Annotated in this window: 22 protein-coding genes and 2 pseudogenes; 2 read left to right on the top strand and 22 right to left on the bottom strand. The window is 61.5% G+C overall.

The window, feature by feature from the left end; all coding sequences use genetic code 11:
- Positions 1-33 precede the first annotated feature (33 nt).
- From ACX80O_RS00365 to ACX80O_RS00435, 15 genes and pseudogenes are all read right to left on the bottom strand, one after another.
- The gene (locus ACX80O_RS00365) at positions 34-405 is read right to left on the bottom strand and encodes a hypothetical protein (RefSeq protein WP_459332142.1); all 372 of its coding nucleotides are present in this window, start codon (positions 403-405) and stop codon (positions 34-36) included.
- A 3-nt stretch (positions 406-408) separates the two neighbouring features.
- The gene (gene smpB, locus ACX80O_RS00370; protein ID WP_459257751.1) at positions 409-882 is read right to left on the bottom strand and encodes an SsrA-binding protein SmpB; all 474 of its coding nucleotides are present in this window, start codon (positions 880-882) and stop codon (positions 409-411) included.
- An 88-nt stretch (positions 883-970) separates the two neighbouring features.
- Positions 971-2,482 carry a M23 family metallopeptidase gene (locus tag ACX80O_RS00375; protein WP_459305614.1) on the bottom strand — a complete coding sequence of 504 codons (1,512 nt, stop codon included), beginning with the start codon at positions 2,480-2,482 and terminating at the stop codon, positions 971-973.
- 28 nt (positions 2,483-2,510) lie between these two features.
- Entirely contained in the window at positions 2,511-3,425 is a 915-nt protein-coding gene (gene ftsX, locus ACX80O_RS00380) for a permease-like cell division protein FtsX (RefSeq protein WP_459305612.1), read from the bottom strand.
- A complete protein-coding gene (ftsE, locus tag ACX80O_RS00385; protein WP_459305610.1) occupies positions 3,422-4,126 on the bottom strand; it encodes a cell division ATP-binding protein FtsE in 705 nt (234 codons plus the stop codon). The genes ftsX and ftsE overlap by 4 nt, the downstream gene beginning before the upstream one ends.
- 159 nt (positions 4,127-4,285) lie before the next feature.
- Positions 4,286-5,404, bottom strand: a complete 1,119-nt coding sequence (prfB, locus tag ACX80O_RS00390) for a peptide chain release factor 2 (RefSeq protein ID WP_459305609.1) — start codon at positions 5,402-5,404, stop codon at positions 4,286-4,288.
- Positions 5,405-5,421: 17 nt separating this feature from the next.
- The gene (locus tag ACX80O_RS00395) at positions 5,422-6,588 is read right to left on the bottom strand and encodes a carboxylate-amine ligase (RefSeq protein ID WP_459332143.1); all 1,167 of its coding nucleotides are present in this window, start codon (positions 6,586-6,588) and stop codon (positions 5,422-5,424) included.
- Positions 6,589-6,778: 190 nt separating this feature from the next.
- Entirely contained in the window at positions 6,779-8,395 is a 1,617-nt protein-coding gene (locus ACX80O_RS00400; RefSeq protein WP_459332144.1) for an FG-GAP-like repeat-containing protein, read from the bottom strand.
- Between the two features lie 51 nt (positions 8,396-8,446).
- The gene (locus ACX80O_RS00405; protein ID WP_459305607.1) at positions 8,447-8,920 is read right to left on the bottom strand and encodes a Tad domain-containing protein; all 474 of its coding nucleotides are present in this window, start codon (positions 8,918-8,920) and stop codon (positions 8,447-8,449) included.
- Positions 8,920-9,363: a hypothetical protein gene (locus ACX80O_RS00410; RefSeq protein ID WP_459332145.1), complete on the bottom strand. Its 444-nt coding sequence runs from the start codon at positions 9,361-9,363 to the stop codon at positions 8,920-8,922. The genes ACX80O_RS00405 and ACX80O_RS00410 overlap by 1 nt, the downstream gene beginning before the upstream one ends.
- The gene (locus ACX80O_RS00415) at positions 9,329-9,733 is read right to left on the bottom strand and encodes a TadE/TadG family type IV pilus assembly protein (RefSeq protein WP_459332146.1); all 405 of its coding nucleotides are present in this window, start codon (positions 9,731-9,733) and stop codon (positions 9,329-9,331) included. The genes ACX80O_RS00410 and ACX80O_RS00415 overlap by 35 nt, the downstream gene beginning before the upstream one ends.
- 16 nt (positions 9,734-9,749) lie before the next feature.
- Positions 9,750-9,941, bottom strand: a complete 192-nt coding sequence (locus ACX80O_RS00420; RefSeq protein WP_459305722.1) for a hypothetical protein — start codon at positions 9,939-9,941, stop codon at positions 9,750-9,752.
- Between the two features lie 91 nt (positions 9,942-10,032).
- Positions 10,033-10,974, bottom strand: a complete 942-nt coding sequence (locus ACX80O_RS00425) for a type II secretion system F family protein (protein ID WP_459332147.1) — start codon at positions 10,972-10,974, stop codon at positions 10,033-10,035.
- Complete coding sequence (locus tag ACX80O_RS00430) at positions 10,971-11,828, bottom strand: type II secretion system F family protein (protein WP_459305601.1); 858 nt, start codon at positions 11,826-11,828, stop codon at positions 10,971-10,973. Before ACX80O_RS00430 ends, ACX80O_RS00425 begins: the two co-directional genes overlap by 4 nt.
- A pseudogene (locus ACX80O_RS00435) lies at positions 11,825-12,436 on the bottom strand (CpaF/VirB11 family protein); the annotation flags it as partial. The gene ACX80O_RS00430 and the pseudogene ACX80O_RS00435, both read right to left, overlap by 4 nt.
- Before the next feature lie 22 nt (positions 12,437-12,458).
- Here ACX80O_RS00435 and ACX80O_RS00440 point away from each other — a divergent pair.
- A complete protein-coding gene (locus ACX80O_RS00440; RefSeq protein WP_459332148.1) occupies positions 12,459-13,865 on the top strand; it encodes a recombinase family protein in 1,407 nt (468 codons plus the stop codon).
- Between the two features lie 182 nt (positions 13,866-14,047).
- Here the strand turns inward: ACX80O_RS00440 and ACX80O_RS00445 are convergent, their stop codons facing one another.
- The 4 genes and pseudogenes from ACX80O_RS00445 to ACX80O_RS00460 all read right to left on the bottom strand — a co-directional run.
- Positions 14,048-14,827, bottom strand: a complete 780-nt coding sequence (locus ACX80O_RS00445; RefSeq protein ID WP_459332149.1) for a rolling circle replication-associated protein — start codon at positions 14,825-14,827, stop codon at positions 14,048-14,050.
- Between the two features lie 491 nt (positions 14,828-15,318).
- Positions 15,319-15,693, bottom strand: coding sequence for a hypothetical protein (locus tag ACX80O_RS00450; RefSeq protein ID WP_459332150.1), 375 nt, complete (start codon positions 15,691-15,693; stop codon positions 15,319-15,321).
- Positions 15,694-16,377: a hypothetical protein gene (locus tag ACX80O_RS00455; protein ID WP_459332151.1), complete on the bottom strand. Its 684-nt coding sequence runs from the start codon at positions 16,375-16,377 to the stop codon at positions 15,694-15,696.
- A 122-nt stretch (positions 16,378-16,499) separates the two neighbouring features.
- A pseudogene (locus ACX80O_RS00460) lies at positions 16,500-17,126 on the bottom strand (ATPase, T2SS/T4P/T4SS family); the annotation flags it as partial.
- Positions 17,127-17,373: 247 nt separating this feature from the next.
- On the opposite strand from ACX80O_RS00460, the gene ACX80O_RS00465 reads away from it, so the two are divergent.
- Positions 17,374-19,317 carry a GH25 family lysozyme gene (locus ACX80O_RS00465; RefSeq protein WP_459332152.1) on the top strand — a complete coding sequence of 648 codons (1,944 nt, stop codon included), beginning with the start codon at positions 17,374-17,376 and terminating at the stop codon, positions 19,315-19,317.
- Positions 19,318-19,420: 103 nt separating this feature from the next.
- Here the strand turns inward: ACX80O_RS00465 and ACX80O_RS00470 are convergent, their stop codons facing one another.
- From ACX80O_RS00470 to ACX80O_RS00480, 3 genes are read right to left on the bottom strand one after another with little or no spacing between them, the layout of a single operon-like run.
- Positions 19,421-20,605, bottom strand: a complete 1,185-nt coding sequence (locus ACX80O_RS00470) for a glycosyltransferase family protein (RefSeq protein WP_459305584.1) — start codon at positions 20,603-20,605, stop codon at positions 19,421-19,423.
- 47 nt (positions 20,606-20,652) lie between these two features.
- The gene (locus ACX80O_RS00475) at positions 20,653-22,452 is read right to left on the bottom strand and encodes an ABC transporter ATP-binding protein (RefSeq protein WP_459332153.1); all 1,800 of its coding nucleotides are present in this window, start codon (positions 22,450-22,452) and stop codon (positions 20,653-20,655) included.
- A 13-nt stretch (positions 22,453-22,465) separates the two neighbouring features.
- Complete coding sequence (locus ACX80O_RS00480; protein ID WP_459305580.1) at positions 22,466-22,873, bottom strand: DUF2304 domain-containing protein; 408 nt, start codon at positions 22,871-22,873, stop codon at positions 22,466-22,468.
- Between the last annotated feature and the right edge of the window lie 5 nt (positions 22,874-22,878).

Raw genomic sequence — 22,878 nt, forward strand, 5'->3', positions numbered from 1 at the left:
TTCGTGGTCCCGGCTGGATGGTCCGCGAAATCCCTAGACGGTGATCCCGAACATGACGATAGGTGATTGCCACAGTGTCACTACCACGAAAGACACTGCCACGAACGCGAGGCCGACGGCGGCCAGGGCGGTGGTTGCCGCCTGCTTTCGTGTGAAGCTCCACCAGAACACCACCAGGTTCATCAGCACCAGCAGTGGCGCCACCCAGATGATCACCTGAGCCAGATACAGGTAGATCAGGAAGAAAAAGGGGATCAGCGCGAAAATTCCCACCGGCACGATCGCCAGCAGGATGAGCAGATCGACTAAGGCAACCACCGTCACCCACCAGGGGCGCCGGTACCGCAGTTCCAACTCCTCAGTGTCCTCGCGCGGATCCTGGGCATCCCAGAAGACGTCAGTCATACCTCAGGTGCCCCGGTTCTTGTCGCGCATATCGCGCAGCGCTTCGCGGTTGTCTTGCTTTTCCCTCAAGGTCTGACGCTTGTCGTAGTCCCGCTTACCCCGTGCGACGGCGATTTCGACCTTAGCCCGACCGTTCAGGAAGTAGAGCTGCAGCGGCACCAGAGTGAATCCGCTCTCCCGGATCCGCTGCGAGATGCGGGTGAGCTCGTCCCGATGCAGCAGCAGCTTGCGGCGCCGCCGGGCCGCGTGGTTGGTCCAGCTGCCCTGCGTGTATTCGGGGATGTGGATGCCTTCGAGCCACAGTTCGTCGTTGTAGAAGATGGCAAATCCGTCCACCAGTGATGCGCGCCCCGCCCGCAGTGACTTCACTTCGGTACCCATCAGCGCGATGCCGGCCTCATAGGTATCCAGGACCTCGTAATCGTGCCGGGCCTTCCGATTGGTGGCCACTACCTGTCGGCCACTTTCCTTGGGCACGGTACAACTCCTTTTTTTCGGGTGATTCAGCTCCACGGCTCAGGCCTGCGGAACGGAGAATGGTCCCTCCAGTCTACGACGTCGGTCGCTACAGCAGACCCAGCGGGTCAACCAGACTGCCATTGAGGACGGTTTCAAAGTGCAGGTGGCACCCGGTGGAGTTACCGGTGGTGCCCGTGTGGCCGATCAGCTGACCGGCGCTCACCTTTTGTCCCTGGGACACCGTGAAGCTGGCGAGGTGGTAGTAGTTGGTCGCCAGCGCGTTGCCCTTTATCACTCCATGGTTGATGACGATACGGGTTCCCGCGCCGGGGAGTGCATTGGAATCGGCGAACCATACCTCGCCCGCGGCGGGGGCGTAGAGCGGGGTGCCGCACCCCACACCGTAATCGAGTCCGGTATGCGTGTAGCCGCCGGACCCGTCGAAGTCGATGGTGCCAACCGGCGTCGCCCGCCAGCCGAAACCCGATGAGATGGGGCCGCTCACCGGTGCCTGCAACCCGAACGCCGACGGGCTGCCCGACTGGATCGGGGTGACCGGGGCTACCGCTGCGGGGATGATCGGTTCGGGTTTAACCGGCTCAGGGGCTGGCTGCTGCGCGGCAGCCGCTGCCGCTGCTGCCGCGGCGGTGGCTGCCGCAGCCGCATCGGCTGCCGCCTGCGCCCGGCGTTCGTTCTCAATACGGGCACGCTCCTCGGCCTCGGCTTTGAGCCGCGCTTCTTCCTTCTTACGGGCCTCTTCGATGAGCCGCGCCTGGCGGGCAGCGATGTCGGCGGTGACCTTCTCATGTGCGGCTTCCACCTCGGAGAGCTTGGCCTCGATCACCGGCTTCTGCTCCTGAAGCTGATCGGATAGCTCTGAGGTGTCAGCGACAAGAGTGTCAACCTTGTCCTTTTCGGTGGCTGCCTCATCGCGGGCCATCTGCTCCGCGGCAAGGGCTTGCTCTGCCTGCGATTTCAGATCGAGGATCTCGGCTTCAACTGCGGCAAGACGAGCTTCGGAATTGACATTCGTTGCATTTTGCTGGGAAAGCTGATCCATGGCTGCGTTCTGGCTGCGGAGCGCCTGATCCACCATGTCGATCGAATTGGTGAGGCTCTCAGTACCTTCTGACCCGAACAGCAGGGACAAGTTGGAGGGCACTCCCCCGTTCTTGTAGGCCTGGGTGGCGATCTGCCCGATCACCTCACGGGTTTCACCCATGGCTTCCCGGTCGAGTTCGATCTGTTCGTTGATCTTGTTCTTGGTTTCCTGCGCCAGATCAACGCGCTGGGTCAGAGCCGTGACCTGGCTGGTGGCTGTCTCGACCCGCCCCTGGGCGTCGGCCAGTGACTGCTGGGCGCCAGGCAACTGTCCCTGATAGACGCGTAACTGGGCGATAGTCTCGGAAATGTCGGCGTCAAGGTATTCGATTGACTGCTGGACGTCCTGAATTTCCTGCTCGAGAGCGCTCTGGCGGTTATCTAATTCGTCGGCAAACACCGGAGCGCTGAAACCCAAAGCCAAAGCAACAATCACTGCCACCGAAGTACCCGCCACGACCTTGGTCGCGGCTGATTGATTGGCCGGTTTGAACGACCAAGAATTGACGGCAGGCATATGCTCTCTTTCTTTCCTGGTCATCACTCTAAACCCTCAAGTAGCGTCTGAGGGTTAGGAGGGAGGACACCCCGGCAAGAACTCCCCCCAGGAGAATCAGCAGCGGCGCCAGAAGAAGAACCTCGGTTGATGAGATGAACGCCGTTTCCGGATACATCTCGGCGAGCACACCATTGAGCGCGAAGTGAGCTATCGCCCATAACGTGCCGGTCGCGAGAAGACCACCAACCACTGCGGCGATCACTCCCTCCAGCACAAACGGGAGCTGGATCACAGCCTTGCTCGCCCCGACCAGCCGCATGATTCCGGTCTCCCGGCGCCTACTGAAGGCCGAGAGCCGGATGGTGGTCGCGACCAGCAGCACAGCACACAGCAGCATCACACCCGCTATGGTCAACGCAATCGCGGATGCGACGTTCATGTACGTGAAAAGACGCTCCAACAGCTCACGCTGATCACTGACCACGTCAACACCGGGAGTCGAGGAGAACGCTTCGTTGATGACCTCGTACTTCTCGGGGTCGACCAGATTGACTCTGAAGGATTCGGGCAGCTGGTCTGCGGTAACCGAATCGACAATAGGCGAGTTGGCGAACTGGTCCTGGAAATGACCCAGTGCCTGGTTCTGGGATTCGTATTCGACACTCGAGACGTACTCGCTGAAGGAATTGGATTCGAGGATGGCCTGGATGTCGTCACGCTGGTCCTCGGTGACGGGTCCAGCGGCACAGCTGGGTGACGTCGAATTGTCGACGCACAGGAATACAGCCACCTGGACGCGGTCGTACCAGTAACCCTTCATTTGGTTGATCTGCAGCTGCAGCAACCCTGCGGCCCCGACGAAGGTCAGTGAAATGAAGGTGACCAGAACAATGGAAATGACCATCGCCAGGTTCCGGCGGAGACCGGATCCCAACTCTCCAAGAACGAACGCGAACCTCACGGCGCGGTCACCTCGGTTTCGCCGATGTAGATGCCCTGGGCGTCGTCGCGCACTACCGAACCGTTGTGGAGTTCAACCACCCGTTTACGCATCGTGTTCACGATGTCGTCGTCGTGAGTGGCCATCACCACTGTGGTGCCGTTCGAGTTGATGCGGTCGAGGACCTTCATAATGCCCATCGACGTGGTGGGGTCGAGGTTTCCGGTTGGCTCGTCCGCCAACAGGATTCCCGGCCGGTTCACAATGGCGCGGGCGATCGCCACGCGCTGCTGCTCGCCGCCGGAAAGTTCGTGAGGCATCCTGTTGTTCTTGCCCTCGAGGCCCACCGTATGCAGCACGTCGGGGACTGTTTCCCTGATCACTGCCCGGCTTTTTCCAATCACCTGCATGGCGAAGGCAACATTGGCGAAGACCGTCTTGTTGGGCAGCAGCCGGAAGTCCTGGAAGACCACACCAATTCCGCGGCGCAGCTTTGGCACCCGCCAGCTTGGAATGTTGGCAACGTTCTGGCCGGCGACGTAGACGGCGCCACGCGACACCCGGTCCTCTTTGAGGACCAGACGGATAAATGTTGACTTACCGGACCCTGAGGCCCCGACCAGGAAAACGAACTCCCCACGATCCACTTCGAGGCTGACCGCGTCGAGTGCTGGTCGTGAATTGTTGCTGTAGACCTTGGTGACGGTGTCGAATCTAATCATGACTACTCTGCGCCCATATGGTGCTGCCAGTGCACGGGCATTTGCTGGGGGGAAGAAGGTACCGGCCACTAGACTATAGCGACGCCGCTGCGCGTTGCCGGCTCACCGCTGCGGTGTGTCGCTGATCCCTTGGCCGCCCCCAGTGCCCGGCGTGTGCGCCTATTCTGCTGGTGCTGCCCGGTTGTTGGCCCGCCAGCGGATGCCGGCGTCGATGAAGTCATCGATCTCGCCGTCGAACACGGCCGAGGTGTTTCCGACCTCGTGTTCGGTGCGAAGGTCCTTGACCATCTGGTACGGGTTGAGGACGTACGAGCGCATCTGGTCACCCCAGGACGCCTTCACATCACCGGCCATGGCCTTCTTCTCGGCGTTTTCCTGTTCCTGCATCTGTAGAAGCAGACGGGACTGAAGAACCCTGAGTGCCGCCGCACGGTTTTGGAGCTGGGACTTCTCGTTCTGCATCGACACCACAATGCCGGTGGGAATGTGGGTCAGCCGGACCGCCGAGTCGGTGGTGTTCACCGACTGGCCGCCGGGCCCTGAGGATCTGAACACGTCAACCCGGATTTCGTTGTCCGGGATCTCCACCGAATCGGTCTGCTCGATGAGCGGGATGACCTCGACCGCGGCGAAGGACGTCTGGCGGCGGCCCTGATTGTCGAAGGGACTGATCCGGACCAGCCGATGAGTCCCGGCCTCCACTGAGAGGGTGCCGAATGCATAGGGTGCCTTCACCTCAAACGTGGCGGACTTCAGCCCCGCTTCCTCGGCGTAGGAGGTGTCGAGAACCTGCGTGGGGTAACCGTGGCGTTCGGCCCAGCGCAGATACATCCTGAGCAGCATTTCGGCAAAGTCCGCCGCGTCCACGCCGCCCGCGCCGGAGCGGATGCTCACCACTGCCTCGCGCTCGTCGTACTCGCCCGCCAGCAGGGTGACGACCTCCAGCCGGTCCAGTGAGGCGCTCAGCGAGGTGAGCTCCCTGACGGATTCCTCGCGGGACGCCTCGTCATCCTCGTCCTGCGCCAGTTCAACCAGAACTTCCAGATCTTCAATCCGGGAGTGAAGCGTTTCCAGGCGTTCCAGCGCCGACTGGCGGTGGGAGAGTCTGGAGGTGATTTTCTGCGCGGCGGCAGGGTCGTCCCACAGGTTGGGTTCGCCGGCCTGTTCGCTGAGCTCCGCAATGTCGGTGCGGATCGCTTCGATATCAGCTACCTGTTCGATGTTGGCGTACTTGGTGCGGAGCGCGCGGATTTCTGCGGGAAAATCGATATTTGCCATGATAGAACCAGCCTACGTCATGACGCTGACGGCGGCCGTGGGGGCTCCGGCCACCCGAGCGGACTGAGCTGCGTGCGGTCCACGGCGTCGTCGACGACGGCGGTGGGGCCGTGCCGCATCAGCGCTCGCTGCTGGTCCGCCCCGGTTCCCCGGCGCTCGATCTCGCGCAGTTGTCGGCGTACCGTCGCTTCGTCGTCGTAATCGCGCAACGAGGGCAGGACCCGATCGAGCAGGAGATGCACGGCTTCCGCCGCATCGCAGAGCCCACCCAGCAGCGGATTCACGAGCGGCCCCCGAAGCCCGTATCTGCTCGCCGTCCAGCTGGCTGCCCGCAGATCCGCCGCCGTGGCGGCCGGGGCTGGCTCTCCCCTGTGCCAGCTGCGGACCTCCTCTTCGACGAGCGCCCGTGTCAGCGCCGCGATCAGGACGGCGTCGGCACTGTAGAGGCAGACATCGCAGGCGCGGATCTCGACTGTGGGATGTCTGCGGGCCAGCCGCGCGTCGAGGTAAAGCATGCCTTCGTCGAGGATGACCCCATCGTTCAGCCGGGTCTGCACCATTTCCTGGTACGCCTGCACGGATCCGAACGGCTCGTAGGTTCCCGAGGTGGGCCAGCGGAGGTTCATCGGGTAGCGGTAACTGGCGTAGCCGCTATCAAACCCGTTCCAGAACGGTGAATTGGTGCTGAGGGCCAACAGGACGGGCAGCCACACCCGGATCCGATCCAGGACGGCAACTCCCTCCTCTGCCGACTCGATCGAGACGTGCACATGGAACCCGCAGGTCAGGTGGTCCGCGAGCGCCAGCCCATAGAGTTCCCTCATCCGGGCATACCGTCCGTCCGGCGCCAGCCGGAGTGTTGACGGGTGGACGCTGGTGGCGAGCGCGGCGACGCGGGCGCCGACCCGCCGGGCCGCCCGGTCCGCCTGGCGTCGGCCGCGGTGAATTGCAGCCGCGAGATCACGCAGTTCGGTATACGGCCGGCTGATGACTTCCAGCTGTTGCTGCTGCAGCTCCAACGACAGCTCGCTGACGTCGTCATCGAACGACACCACGCCGGAGAGGATCAGCGGTGCGAGCGGGGCTGGTCGCCCGGTGTGCTCGTCGAGGAGGATGAGTTCCTCCTCCACACCAAAGGACCGTCGCGCCGTTGGCCCGTTGAAGGTCGCATTTACTGGCTGCACCGCCTGCCCCCTTCTGGGCCAAGGCTCTGCCGCTCCATCCTCTATGTTTCGGCCAGGGTTTGGGTTTTGGAGTGGAGGATCGAGCGCTTACCGAGAAGGTTCCTCAGATCCAAAAGAGGTGTCAAGTATTGTGCAGCTCAACGGGATAGGCGGCGTTGTCCGCCAGATCTTGCGGGGACGAGTGTGGGGGTCAGAAGATGAGGTTCAACCCATTCCACCCAGTGCCCACCTGTACTCGGGGCAACCAGGCGCCGGAGCCGTTCCCCGGATACAGCCACAGAACTCCCCGACTGTCCCGTGCCAGGACATCGGCTGTGCGGTCGCCGTTGAAATCACCTGCGCTCATGACCGCCGTCAGGGAGTTCCAGCCGCTGCCGACTCGAACCCGCTGCAGCCATCCGCCCGCGCCGTTGCCCGGATAGAGCCACAGCTCGCCGGTGGTTCTGACCCGGGCGAGAATGTCAGCGGTGCCGTCGCCATTGAAGTCTCCTGGACCGACGATACTGTTGAACGCGTTCCAGCCGGTGCCAACCCTGACCCGCGGCAGCCACCCCCCGGTCCCATTGCGGGGGTAGAGCCACAAATATCCGGTGACCCTCTCACGGGCGAGGACGTCGACCGTCTGATCACCGTTGAAGTCTCCCGGACCGACGATGCTGTTAAAAGCATTCCAGCCGGTGCCGACCCTGACCCTCGGCAGCCACCGCCCTATACCGTTGCCCCGGTACAGCCACAGGTCTCCGGTGGCAGTTTCGCGCGCCAGTACATCTGCAGGGCCGTCGCGGTTGAAGTCGCCGGGCGTCTCCAGAGCGTTGAATCCTTGCCACCCTGCCCCAATCCGGACGCCACCCCATGCAGTGCCGTTCCCCTTCCCGGGGTACATCCGCAGGTCGCCCGTCGCGGTCACACGGGCCAGCATGTCGTTGTTCCAGTCCCCGTTGAAGTCTGCGGTGGAGCGGGACAGCGTCGATGCGGGGATGGCCAGGGGTGTGAAAGCGTACGGCTCGCAGGTCCGGTCGTAGTCCCGGGTGTCGTCGTACCACTGTGAAAGGTAGACCCGGCCGCCGGAAAAGCTCGGCTGCTGGCACCGGTCCAGCGCCTCGTTCGGATAGTCAAGCCGCCCGGCCGTGGCCCACACAGGCACCCCCGGAAGCTTCCAGGATCCAGTGATCTCGGCCCACCCCGAGGTATAGGAGTAGAGGCCATAGGAGAACCCCGCATCGCGTAGCCCGCGCATCAGACCCTCGATGACGAGCCGGTTATCGCGTTGCTGCGCCGTGGTACTGACGGGCCACGGCTGAGCAGGGCGAGGTTCGACGTCGATCCACACCACCGGTGGCCGGAAGCCGATCCGGTTCATGCTGGCGATGGCAAACCGCGCTTCGGAGTACCCCACGTTGGAGAGTCGACCCGCACGGGTATTGCTGGTCCACGGCCCCCGGGTGCCATAGGTGCTCAGCTGGGCGGCAGTGGGAAACCCGGCCATGGCGTAGCCGTGGCTCTTCTTGTTGTGGGTCTTGGTCCAGGTGACTTGACTGGCCAGGCATGGGTTCTCGGTGAACGGCAAACCCCTGGTCAAGCCGACGACGACGAATTGGGTTGAGAGCGGCGGCAGAGGCAGGCCGAAACCGCCGACTGCTGGCGGGCATTGGGGCCAGGAAACATCGTGACCGAATAAAGGAGCTGCCTGGGCGGGTGGTGCGACTGTCACGAAGCCGAACAGAAGCGCCAGCGATGCGACAACTGCCACTACCATCCGCCGGAGCGAGCGAACCACCATGCGAACCACCTCATCCAACGTCACCATTTTACCGCCATTCACCGGAAAGAGCGCTGCTGATGCGGAACAAATCTGCGGTCAGCGAGTGAGCTCGGATCGGGCGTCGGCCGTCACCACGATGGGTATCCCGGCGGGTACCAGGAAGTTCACTATCGGCGGGTGGACGACGGCGGTGAGCACCACGCGTGCGGTCCTGCTGTCAGGCGCACCGGTTGCCGGGTCCACGGTCAGGCCGTCGAACCGCGCCCCGGATCCGGTCAGGTCCAGGTATTCCTGCACCGTGGACCTGACGGTTCCCGGGTCGAGCTCCGGCACCGGTGCGGTTGCTCCCGGCAAGGGTTCGGCCAGTCCGTAGGTGTCTGCGGCGGTGAGGGCTGCGCCGTCGGCCACTGACAAAAGCTTCTGCCGGTCCAGGTAGACGGCCGAAGCCCCCAGCACCACGGTGATCATCAGGAGAGTCAGCAGCACATAGCCAATCACCATGACCACCACCTGCCCGTTTTCCGGGTCAGGGAATTCGCTGTCCCGGCGGGACTGAACGAGCCGTCGCATCACTTGAATCGTTCCACCAGTTGAGTTGCTGTTGCGTCGACGGCAACCGTTGAATCCCCCGCCCCGCGGGAAGCAGGCATGAACGGCAGGGAGATGCCCAACCGTACCTCGACCGTCACGCTTGAACCGGGCGTCAGGCAGTCACCGGTGCAGCGGATGTTGATCTCGGCGGCTGAGGGATCGAACCCGAAGTCGCCCAGCACCAAGAGGGCGGCCTGACGCGCCCGAGGCGCGGCCTGGGCCGTTGATTCCTCAGTGACATAGATCTTCGCTGCCTGATCGGCGGCGCCGACCACCGCGAAGGAACCTGCCTGGAGTTGACCAATTGTCAGAACGAAATAGATGACTGGCACCAAAAGGACAAGGCCGAGGAAAACAAACTCGACGACCGCACTCCCGCTCTCCTCGTCATTCGTCGGCAGGCTGTCGGGGAAGCGCCGCATGGCCGGTCACCTCCAACGCACCCGCGGGACCGATCAAGCCAATGACTGGCAGCGGCGCCCGCACAGTCACCACCAGCATGGACAGACCGTCGCGGCTGACCTCGCCAACCGAAATGTCGTCGGCGTAGCCGTCGCTGAGGGCAGCAGAAATGATGGATCCGGTCCGCTGTGCAGCATCACCAGCTGATCGGTCGGCCAGAGTTCCGTACCGTGCACCTGACGACGCCGCGTCGATGAGGGTGTTGCGAACGTGGAGCACCAGGGTGAGCTGGATGACCGCAATGAAGATCACCGACAACAGTCCGCCGATCAGGGCGAAGTCCACCACCGCTGCGCCGCGCTCGGAACTGGTTCCTTTGCAGGAATCCACCTGCACGACCGGCCGCCTAGGGATTGACGCGACTGATCGCATCATTGAACATGTTCTCCAGCGCCGGGCCGGCGAGAGCGAGCAGCGCTGCCACCAATACCGCGGACATCAGGGTAATCATGACCCAGCCGGGGACATCCCCCCGCTCCGGTGGGTCGTCGTCAACGCTCGTCGCGGCCCTCGTCACCCGGATCAGGACGAGCGCCAGTAGCAGGTGAACTGCGGAAAGAATCCGCTGGGAGGGTGTGGTCGATTTCACGGTGTTCCTCTTCTGTCGGTTCTGGTATCTGGCCGGACAATCACAGACCCAGGCTGATCAGTGCGATGCCTGGATACACTGCAAAAAGTACTGTCAGGGGAAGCACACCGAATACGAGGGGCACCATCATCGCAATCTCTTTTTTCCCCGCGGATTCCATCAGCTCCCGTTTGGCCACGTCACGAACATCCTGCGCCTGCGCGCGGAGGACATCGGCCAGCGGGGTGCCCCGTTGGACGGCAACGGTGATGCCATCGACAAAACGCACCAATGGCGTGAGCCGGGTGCGGCTGGAGAATTCCTGAAGCGCTGTCATCAGGGGCATTCCCGCCCTGGTCTCGGCGAGCACCCGCTCAAATTCACGGGCAAGTTCACCGTTTCCGGTGCGGCAGATCCGTTCGAGCGCACCCGAGGCGCTCTCGCCCGCGCTGACGGCGAGCGCCATCAGCTCGGCGAGGCTCGGGAACTCGGCCAGCATTCTCGCCTCGCGGCGCTTGATCTGCACGGCCAGGACGTAGTCGCGGAGCGCGTAGCTGCCCACCGTGCAACCGACCACCACCAGCATCGCTGGTATTGGTTCGATACTGCCGGAGACCGCGAGTATTACCATGAGGCTGGCGGACACGCTGAGGCCCAGCGCAGCCCAGAGAATTTGCTCACCGCGGAAGTCGATCACCTGCTGGTGTTTCCCGGCCTGCGCCAGCCGCCTCGCCAGCACCGCCGACGCCGGATTGAACCGGCCCAGCCAGCGAACGACGTCGTTCATCACGGGCCGAACGATCCGCTCGAGCGGACCGAAGGGGGTGAGCGCCCCCGGTGGACTGTCCAGCAGCCGGGATCGGACATCCACCGATCGCAACTGCGGTGCAACGCGGTCCACGAAGCGGGTCGGCCGCAAAACGGGAACCCGAACGAGCACCAGCCAGAGACCGACTCCGAGGGACGCACCAATCAGCATCGCGAGCGCCTGAACGTCAATCACCGCAACACCCGCTCGTCCTCAGGAAGCGCCCCGATCCTGAGCATCAACCGGTAACAAACCACCGAAACCACCAGACCGCCCACCAGCACTGCGGCCCCCATGGGAGTGTTGTAGGCCCTGACCGCTTCCGGACGGGTGGCAAGGAGCATCAACACCAGCCAGGGAGCGGCAACGGCGAGGCGCGCAGCATTGATGGTCCAGGATTGGCGGGCCACAAGTTCGCTTCGGGTACGCGCGCTGTCCCGAAGAAACTCGGCGAGTGTCCCCAACAGACGTCCCAGGTCGGAGCCTCCTACCTCACGAGTCATCCTCAGCGCCTCGATGATGCGGTCTGCCACGGGGTCGGCCAGCCTCGCCTTCAGCCGTCCGAGCGCATCATCGAACCGTGCACCCGCCCGATAGTCGATCCCGAAGGTAGTGAAGGCCTGCCGCAGCTCCGCTGGACCCTTCTCACCCAACTGGCTGATCGCTTCCGGCAAGGACAGGCCTGCGCGAATGGCTGATCGTAGGTGATCCACGACGTCGGGCCAGAGTTCGCGCAGGGACTCCGCCCGACGATGGGCCCGCCACCTGACAATACCCAAGGGGACAAGAGTGCCAAATAGGCAGAAACAGCCAGCGATGGGAGGAGACCCGGTGACAATCAGAACTGCTAGGAAGACCAGCGCTCCGACGCCGAGGGAGGATGCCACGAGGCCGCCGGCCGACACTGCTTCGATGCCGGCACGCAGCAGCAGTTCTTCGACCCGTCGGCTCCTCCGGTGGGCGCGCGTGCCCCTGGCGGGTTGCGCCCAACAGGACCACCAGATCAAGAACAGACCAGTACCGAGCACCGCTCCGACGACGGCGGTCACGGGACCGCCTCCAGAAGGCGGGCAACCTGAAATCCGGCGTTGGCAAACTTTTCCGCAGCAGGCATCGCCGTTGCTGTGACCGCCAGGTCACCGTCGATCCGCCGGAAGATGGTCGAGGATTCGATGATCCCGTTCTCCACCCGTCTGCCCAGGGACAGAATTTCGGTGACCCGTCGTCGACCATCGCGGAGGCGTTCGCAGTGGATCACGAGGTCGATGCAGGACGCGACAGTCGGCACCATAAAAGCGCTGGAGATATTGTCCCCGGCGAGGAGCGGGAGGGTGCAAATCTTCGTCACCGCGTCATGGGCATTATTGGCGTGAACGCTGCACATGCCCGGTAGCCCCGAATTGAGCGCTACGAGCATGTCAAGGCTTTCCGCCTCCCGGACCTCGCCCACAATCAACCGATCCGGTCGCATCCTGAGTGCTTCCTTCACTAGCCTCCGCAAGGGGATCTCCCCCTGCCCTTCAAGGTTGGGTGGCCGGCACTGCATCCCGACCACATCCCTGAGGGGCAGTTGAAGCTCGAAGATCTCCTCGACGGTTACCACCCGTTCCCTCGAACCGATACTCGCACCAAGGCAGTTCAGCAGCGTCGTCTTGCCGACTTAGCGCTAATGTACCCCCATGAACCAAACGCGATCCGCCATAGCAATCTACGCCCGGATATCCCAGGATCGGAGCCGTGAGGAGCTGGGGGTCAAACGTCAGATTCAGGACTGCCGCGCCGAGGCAGAGCGGCGGGGTTGGCTGGTGGCCGAGGAGTACGTTGACGACGACCTTTCCGCTTACACGGGTAAGAAGCGTCCGGCATACGAGCGGATGCTACTGGACATTTCAGAGGGACGCCGGGACGGAGTAATCGTTTGGCACATGGACCGGTTACACCGCCGGCCGATAGAACTAGAGCGGTTCGTGGATACCTGCACTTTCGCGGGAGTCCGGGACGTCGTCACCTTGTCAGGAGACATAGATCTGGCGAAGGGAGACGGTCTCCTCATGGCACGATTACTCGCGGCCGTTGCGGCCAACGAGTCCGACTCAAAACGGCGGCGGGGCCAGCGAAAATCACGAGAGATCGCTGAATCTGGAAAACCACATATGGGTGGCCCGCGAGCTTTCGGATTCCAGGCAGACAAGACGACCCAGGAGCCTGGGGAAGCCGTAGTAATCAGGGACTTGACTGCGCGGGCATTGGCAGGTGAAACGCTGGTCTCTATGGCCACATGGTTACAAGACAACGAGGTGCGGACGGTTGGCGGTAAAGCGTGGCGGACCAACACGGTGCGAGCGTTACTAACGAACCCGCGTTACTGGGGAATGCGTGTGCACCAGGGCCAAGTCATCGGCCGAGCAGATTGGGAGCCCATTATTACTCCGGATCAAGGCGATAGATTGCAACGTTTATTGTTGGACCCGGCGCGCCGGACCAATCGAAGTGCGCGCCGTTATCTGTTGACTGGACTATTGGTGTGTGGCAAGTGCGGCTCACGGCTGAACTCAGCGCCTCGTGGTGAAATCCGCCGTTATGGCTGCCGCACCGGACCGGATACCCGGGGTTGCGGTGGTGTCTACATCTACGCCGAAATGTTGGAAAAGTTTATTGCTGAAGCGGTCCTCTATCGGCTCGACTCCCCGCTGATGCATGAAACCCTCAATGACGGAGGCACTGACCAAGACGAAGCCCGGACAGTAGCCGATGCAATCCAGACAGACACCAACCGTTTAGACGACCTCACCAGCATGTGGGCCGACGGTGAAATCTCCCGCACAGAGTGGTCCACGGCAAGAAAACGAATTCAAGACCGCCTGGAGACGAATCGAAGGACTTTTGCACGGCTCACCCGACGTGACGCAGTGGCTGACTACATCGGACACGGCAACGAACTCCGCGCGCAATGGGAAGGGCTGAACCTTTCCCGGCAGGTCGCAATCGTCAAAGCCGTCTTGAATCAGGCCACAATTCTGCCGGCCACGAAAGTAGGTCGCCACGGGTTAGATCCGGATCGGGTCGTGCCTGATTGGCGTCAGTAGGGCAGCATGGCGGCCCGCTCACGTGCTCGGCGCTGGCGCGCCTTGCGCGCGCACACGGCCCATCCCTGCACTCAACAAGACGCCGACTTCCCGCAGCGCCACAACATCGGTGACTTTCTCCGTAATTCCCTGAGCTTCACACGTCGCCTTTACCCAGGCAGCAACCAAGTCGATTTCGACCATCAGGCACCCCACTGTGCCCAAACGGCGGGAGGCCCGGCCCATTCTTCGACTGACGCCGATGACCATTCGATGCCGGGCGGCTTACCCATGTAATCGCTAGCTTGAGCCATAACCTCAGCGGATGAGAGACCAGTCAAAGTCATCCCATGCGGTTGGAAGCCTTGGGCTACGTCGTATCTATGGAGCCCGAAAACCCTAGATCCCGGATCGGTGAAGGTCTTTGAAACGTATTTGGAAAGATATCCGGCAGCATGCCGAGCCTCGGCGAGATTATCGGAGCCGACACCGAGCCCGCCAAGAAGCTTGATGTGAACGTGCCCTCGCCCCCAAGCCGTCGATATGAGATTGCGGCGAATGTACCGACCTACCGCAAAATGCACATGCAAGCCGTGGTTTGTCTTGTGCCACTCCGGCACCCACACGTAGGGGAAAGGCTTCCCACCCGTGCACTCCCTGAGGTTGCGAAAAAACTCCGCAATGTCCAGAGGGAGCTGCTTCGGGTCATGAAGGCCAACACCCGCATACGTCAGTGTCCCGAGCCGATTGAGCCGATTGGCTGCGCAATATCGACGGAGTTTCGCACGTGCGCGCCGACCGGCCTCCTTGGCTGCCCTTTCGGGATCTGCTGCGGCACCCTTGGCGACATAGCTCCGCTCCGGCCTGTTCGCGCTAACAAAGCACCCTCCACCCTCTCCCGCGTCAGGGTAAAGGGTGAAAGACCACCCAGCATTGGGCACTCTAGGGCTGCGGAGGGATGGCGAGATGGACGTGGATGGCATGAGAACCCCAGGGACGAGACCGACAAGGAATCGTTGAAGTCCACTACCGGGGGAAATGAATGAGTTGAGACAGTGGCTCCAACATCCGGTCTCGCTCCGGAAGGGCCCTGTGTGTGTTTATACCTCGAGCATGATGGGTACGCGGCCTACCACGTAGCTCAGCCTCTCAGGAAGGCTTCCCTAATATATGATCTTCCGGCCCTGAGTTGGTCCTGCCGGGTTACTACAAGATTTATCTTGCCACACGAATTACACCGATGTCACTAGCTGCCGCGCAACCGTTCGTCCTCGGACGCTACGCGTCCTCCGGGCGCTGCGTTACTTGCCACGGTGATTGTTCAGACTCTGTAGGAAAAGGGACCCGCCACCGTGCTGGGTTTGTTCGCGTCACAATGAGTCAACAATATGGGCCGAAACGACTCAGTTAGGGTTCCGAGTTATGTTGCTATTTCAAGTAAAGGGGACGCCGCTAACGCGGCGTCCCTGCGTAATCAGAAGGGCGGTTCGCTAGACCACGGGTCTACAGGTTTCTTGGAAACCTCAGCATAATCAGACGGCCGGATGTGCACAGTCCTGTAATCCTCGAGATCGGGATCCTCCGTGATCGATTTCAGGAAGCGTGTGCCGCTGCTCGTGTAAGTGGACGTCACCTTCACAACGCTAATTCGCGGCTTGACAGACACTACCTCGCCATTAAGTCTTTCTACGTCAACCTCACCAAGGTCTTCATGCGTGATCGGATCGGTGACTGTAATGCGTTCAGAGATAACGACAACATCTCCGACGCTAACGCTGTCTGTCGAACCGACATTAAGCGCGATGGTTTTTTCTGTAAGTATCCGCGCAACTCGGGCATCAACTGGCATTTATTTACCTCCTAAAGAGCTATTTGAATTGCTCGAACTAAGTTGATAGACAGCAAGGCGGACCGATCTAGGGGGATCCGGATCCTCATTGACTCGGAGTCTCAGCTTCTCCCAGAACTCCGGAGTCACTTCCTCGCAGCATTGAAGTAACGCGACCTTTTCAGATTCACGTACCTCGACCACCTTTACTGCACCTTTGCTCTCACCTGTACCGACCACCTCTACGGTGAACCAACTTCCAACTATTGGAGTTGCCTTTGCATTAAAATGAGCGGCAAAGCCGATACATCCCTGTATCAGGGTGATGGACGATATTCGAGGCAGAGGTTCAAGACCCTGGCCAAGCTGAGCTCCGACGACGCGAGAAGCTCCTTCTTCGAGCCCCTTTTTGTATTCCTCGGGCAAATCTCGCTGCAGTTGTTTTACTTCAATCCTAAGGAGCTTTTCGCGCACTTCTGCAGTAGCTGCTCGCCGCAGTAACTTCCCATAATTCCGGTACCGATTTACTACATTCTTTATTAGTCGAGCCGATGGTTTGACGAAGGCCCACAGCAAGGATGCTACGCACACCAACCAGAACGCCCATACGAGGTCTATGGCTAACGCTCCAAGGTAGAGACTGACTATGCCCGCCAGGATAGCCAGCGCAGACCAGTAGTCCTTCAAGAATTGCTTCAGTGTCAACCCCCCACCCGACCAATATCGTCTTTGACGTGAATCATAGCTACACAGCTCAGCTTAGGCTCGCCAAGTCTGGAACTGAAAACGAAGTGGTTGTCTGTCTCGGTGACGGTTGTTTAGCATTTGGTCGGGTTGCCGGCCTGGGTCGCCCCGGATACCAGAATGTTCAACCCGCTCGCCACCGCCGCATCAAGAAAGCGGGCCGCCTGAGGCGAGAGCGTTCCCAGCTCGACCAGGTGTTCCAGACGGGTTGCCTTCGCGATGAACTTCCGGATGTTTACCGACCAATGGCGCCGGGTCACGTCAGGGATCACCACGTGGAGTCGAGATCCGTCAGGAAGGGCCGCGTCAACGAAGGGTGAGGAAAGATCCAGTCGCCTGCCGGAAGACTTCAGCATCCGCTCGACAAGGTCATGGATTTGTTGTTCTGAGAGGGTCAACGATGTTAGTTCGGACTCGCCCGAGCGTGCCACATAAATTTCCGCTGGAGAATTGATCCAGACCTCCTCGATGGTGGGATCATCCAGCAGCGGCTGCAGCGGCCCGAATCCCGCCACCGCGTCAAACACGTGTTTTCGCACCAGATCGAGCTGCCCCAGTTGCGGCAACGTGCCGAGAAGTGAGCGTTCGTCGTAGTCGTTGACTGCAGCTTCAACCAGCCGCAACACCTCGCCGCCCTGCCGGGCGGGATCAAGTCCGTGCCGGCGGATGAGCTCGCGTACCTCATCCTCGATCATGCGTACGGCGTCCATAAGACTCCCTGAAATCAGGGCGCCCGGTCATAGGCCGGGATGCCCGAGACCGTGGGTGTAACCGGTGAATGCACTACACCCTAGGGGATGCGGCGTTCCACGCCCACCCCCTGGTGACCCACCTGTGGATAAGGATTCACCCAACAGCAACATCTTTACCTGTAGTCACATTAGCCACAGTGGGTTAGTCTCAAGGGGACGACGCCCTCCCTCTCGCCTCGGGCTCGCATTAATCGGAGAATTTTCTGTGACTCACTCTCGCGCTTCCTCTGTCCTTTCCGCCGTGCTCCTGACGGCCGCCCTCGCCGCCGGATCATTGCCTGCCGTGGCCGCTCCACAGGTCGAACCACCGGTGCCAGCCGTCTCGGCTCCGGCCGAGCCAATCCCGGTTGGCCCAGTGCCGACCGAGCCGTCGCCCACGGTCCCGACGACGCCAGTCCCGGCTGAGCCCGCGACTGTCGATCCGCCCCGGGAGACTGCAGTACCGGTCCCAGCACCTCAGCCGGCCGAATCTGTTGCGCCCGCGGTGGCCGCCCCGGAGGAACTTACTGCTGCTGAGCTGGCTGCAGACCCGGGGGCTCTTGCCGAGTTGATCGGCCCCCACGGTGCCACGCTTGGCCAAGGTGTGGAACGCATCGCCGAGTCGGGCGACCCCCAGGTCCCCACCGCCCGGGAACTTCAGGACCAGTCCTCGCCGAGTGAATCCTCGCCTAGTGAAGCATCTGCGGCGGCAGTGAACACCTGGCGCCCCCAGGGCATCGTCGGCGTCGACGTCAGCAGCCACCAGGGCAACGTCAACTGGTCGGCCGTCTGGAACCAGGGCTCCCGCTTCGCCTATACTAAAGCCACCGAAGCCATGAGCTACCGGAACCCTTACTTCAACCAGCAGTACACCGGGTCCGCCAACACCGGCATGGTGCGCGGTGCCTATCACTTCGCCATTCCGAGTATCTCCTCGGGCGCCGAACAGGCCAACTATTTCATCAACAACGGCGGCGGCTGGGCGGCGGACGGTAAAACCCTTCCCCCACTGCTCGACGTCGAGTACAACCCGTATCCCTCGCTCGGCAACTCCTGCTACAACATGAGCACCACCCAAATGGTCAATTGGATCAGGGACTTCTCCAACACCATGCTGAACCGCACCGGCCGGGTGCCGATGATCTACACCACCACCGATTGGTGGAACAAGTGCACGGGCAACTCGACAGCCTTCACCAACCACCCCCTGCACATTGCCGCCTACAACAACATCGGCGCGGGCACCCTCCCCGCCGGCTGGAACGACTACAGCCTGTGGCAGTACACCAGCGAGGGCCCGGTCGTGGGCGACTGGAACGTTTGGAACGGCACAGCCGCTGCGTTGCAGACTTTCACCCGCAACGCCGCTCCGCCAGCACCACTGGCGCCGCCAGCACCGCCAGCACCGCCACGTCCCACCGGGCCTTCTATCAGATCCGCAGCCGATATCATCGCCATCGACCGCACCGGCAGACTCTTCAACTACCCGGCCACGGGACGCGGTGATGTGTCCTCAAAGATCCAGATTGGGTTCGGCTGGTCAAACACCCGGTCCATCCACTCAGTGGACTGGAACGGCGACGGCGTCGTCGATATCCTCGCGCAGTGGACCAACGGTCGCCTTAGCGTTTACCTCGGTAAAGCAAGCGGCGGGTTCAACTCTCCGCAGATCCTTGCCGCCTCGGGCTGGAGCGGCATGAAAATCACCGTGGGACCATGGCTGCGGGGCGCCCGGCCGGCTATCGTCGGGACACGCTCTGATGGGTCCATTCACTACTGGTCCCAGTCGAACAATGGGAACCTCGATTTTCCCCGCCAGATAGGCCACGGCTTCGGCAGCATGTCAGTAGTGATGACCGACTACGATGGCGACGGTCGCCAAGATCTATTGGCCCGGAATGCCGCCGCCAAATTGGTCCTTTACCGTGGCTCCGGCGCAGGTGGATTCCAGTATGAATCCCGGCGCTTTGTCGGTACCGGCTGGCAGTCCGCTCACACCATGGACAGTGTCGGCGGTTTCGCTGGCTCGGACAGCCGGGGCATCATCGCGAAACGTTACGACGGCACAATTCACTACTACCCTCTCAAATCCGGTGGAGGATGGGACACCTGGGCCCAGTTCGGCCATGGTTGGACCTCACTCACGCTTGCCGGCACCCAGTTGAACTAATCTCGGCTCCCATCTAATTCAGGCTCCGTTCCCCTTCAAGTCGAAGGGAACGGAGCCTGAGCCCGTTTACAGCTGTGCTCCAGCCGATAAACCATTCACCCAGTCAGGAGACGCCGGCCAGCTTCTTGACCGCCGCAATCCACGGTGCAGCAACATTCTCGGCGCTGAGGGTCCGGGCGGCCAGATGAGATGCCTGCTTCATCTTGTCGACCTGCTGGGGCGTCAAATCGATCAGAACGCGGGCCGCAGATTCGGCGTCGAAATCCTTCGACACCACGCCGAACCCGTGTTCCTCGACAACGCGCTTCATTTCCGGTGACGGGCCGATGAGCACTGCAAGCCGAGCCTGAACGAATTCGAAGAGCTTGTTAGGCAGGGCGTGGAGCATGTTGAAGTTTACTGGAGGGCAAAGGTAGAAGCCAATGTCGTAGCCATGCAGCAGCCCAACGATCTCCTCGAATTTCACCGGGGGCAGCATCCTGATGACGCCACCGGGTACGGCCGCCGCTTTAACTGCCAATTCGTCGATGTAGTCTTGATCTCCGGGGACCAGGACGACGTCAAAGGTCACGCTGCCAGGTTTCAACTCGTTGGCGCGGGCGACGGCGTCGATCATGGTTTCGATCTTGCGGCCACGGCCAGCTGCACCAGCGTGGATCAACCTGAGAGGCACTCCTACCGGAGAAGGATTGTAGCGGGCGTCGTAGTACGACGCGTTAGGAACGACTGCCGGCTGGGCAATGCCGTAGACGGAAGCGTATTCTTCTGCGATACCCTTGGCGACCGTCGACACCGAGTCAGCCTTCGTGACGTACTTTCGGCAGGCCCAATCCATCAGCGGACCGACTAGAAGCTTCCATTGCAGCTTGTCCTCGCCCTGGCGTGGCGCATACTCGTGCAAGTCAGCGTGGATACCCTTGCGGGGCCGGAGTGCGACCGCGGCCGGCACTGCTAGGGCGTCGTTGGCGACAATCACGTCGACGCTGCCTGCGGGGATGTTCCGCAGGACATATTTGACTCGGTCGGAGTCGAAGTACAGTCGTTCGTGGAACCGGGCGCCGAGAAGTATAGCTACCTTCTTGAAGTCCGGCCGCCACGGTTTGTAATCGCTGGGAATTTCAACGTGCTCGACCACTCCCTCAGGAGCGGCACCATAACCGCAGGAAAGCACATCGGCGAACTCGCTGAAAAACTGAATCTGTCGCAGGACCCGGGGATCCCGGTGGATAGGTGAGAAGGACAGCACGAGAATGCGCGGACGAGCTCCGGGAAGGTTTCCCTCGGTCATGGTTTTACTCCAGAATTAGTTGGATTGCGGTCTGGGGGCTGTGAAAACTAGGTCAGTCCCGCCAGGGCGGCCTGCTCGGCAAAGTCTGGCATCTGCGCTATGACTTCGGCGAAGGTTCCCTGGGCGGCCAGCTTGCCATCCGCGAAGAAGAAGACCACGTCGCTGTCCCGGATTGTCGACAGGCGGTGGGCGACCGTAATGGTGGTAACGCTTCCAATGAGATTGCGGACGGCCTGGGTGACGGCGGCCTCGGTCGCCGTATCGAGTGCGCTGGTGGCCTCGTCCATCACAAGTACCGCGGGATCGGCGTACAGCCCACGGGCGATGCCGAGGCGCTGGCGCTGCCCACCGGACAGCGCCATTCCTCGTTCACCAACAGCGCCAAGAATGCCGTCGGGGCGTCTCTCGACCGTCTCAAGCATTTGCGCTCGTTCCAATGCTCGCCGAACGCGATCCGCATCTACCTGATCGGGATCCCAGGTCAGGGCCACGTTCTGGGCGATCGAAGCATCAAAGAGTGACACCTCCTGCGGCACGTAGCCGACTCGGGATCGCCAGGAATGAAGAACAGCCCGCATTGGGACTCCCCCTACCAATACTTGGCCGGAGCTGGGCAGCAAAAGCCCCAGCAGTAGATCGATCAGCGTGGACTTGCCTGCGCCCGACGATCCCACTACGGCTACCCGCGAGCCGGATGGAATCGTCATGGTCACGCCGTTGAGTGCAGGTATATCCGCCCCGGGGTAGGTGAACGACACATCTGTCAGCACCACGTCGGGCACCCCTTCAGGAAGCTCCGATTGATCTGGTTCTTCCTGGTCCTTAGCGCTAGCCTCAGCCTCTTTGATGTCAGAAAGCACCTGTTCAGCGAAGGGAGAGTTGGAGTGCACCATGGACAGGATGGCCTGGAACCGCGTCAGCGACGGGATAATCCTGAAGCCGGCGACACCGAACAGCGCGACAGCCGCCAGGGCATTGGTGACCGGATCGACGCTGGATGGGCTAGTGACCAGTCCCACCGCACCCACCAGCATAAAGCCACCGATCAGCCCGGCTTCAAGGACGAAGCGCGGTACTTGGCCGAGGAAAATCGCCAGCGCCCTAGCTTTTGACGAATGAATGCGGTTGTTGTGGACCGCTTTCTCGACGTCCGGAGAGGCGCCGCGGAGGGTGACTTCCTTCAGCGCGCCAACCGCTTCAGTTAGAAGACGGACGGTCCTGAACGAGAACTGACGGTTGCGTCGCCCGTTGGCCACAGCACGCTTGGAGATGCCGCGCGAGAGCAGGAGCGCGATCAGGCCCAGGTAGATGATTGCTGTTACCGCTGTGATCCAATTACTGACGAACAGCACGCTCACAACTGCGATCACCGAGACAATCTCGCCCGCCAACCCCATCGACGGCATCAGTACCCCGGAGACGGTTAGGGACACCCCTGAATCCACTGAACGAACGAGCTCAGCCGAGTTCCGCTTCAGACGGTCAACCCAGGGAGCCCTCATGTAAGCAGCTAGCAGCCGATCACCAATTGCTACTTCGTGGGAGGCGAAACGAGAGGTCGCATACCGCAGCAAGAGGATATTTAGCCCACTCTTGATGATGACCAAAGTGCAAAACACTGCCAAGACGGCAATGTAGTGGCTCACTTCATCGATCTGTCCGAACGGCCCGAGGTTGACCGGGGTACCGGTGATGATGCTCGACATCACGATGGCAAGTAGTCCCAAGGCGACCACATCAATGAGTGATAGCAGGGAGGAAAGGATTGCGTAGCGCAAGAGGAACCTGCGCGCGCTGGGTGGCAGGACCGCCAAAAGCTGGCGGTTAATGCTGATAAGTGATTTCATGGCTCCCGCAAGATTAGCTTAGTTGGGTCTGCGGAGGGTCGTCCGATGGGGCTCCGGGCAAGCTCTGCGCACCGGTTTCCGACTCCCAGACGTGAGGTGTTTCATCCAACGCGACCCTGCGGGCCAGCCTGGTCAGTGAGTCCTCCATGTGACGGTTGCGCTGGGCGGAGGACGCCATGAAGACCATGAAGCAGACGATAAACCCGTACAGGACTAGGTCAGTCCCCCGGCCGATGCCGAACAGGTTCGCCAGGCCGGTTAGGAGCCCTGGCAGGAAGATGGACAGGACCGCGACCAGAGCGAAGCCCAGCAGGAGGATCCTGCGGATCGCCAGATGGCTGGCGTTCGCGCCACCCCTCATCAGGACCAGTGAGCCGAGGATCACAGCGAGGACTAAGACGAACTGGACGATAAGGAGCATGGGGT

Source organism: Arthrobacter glycogeni (assembly GCF_054511155.1).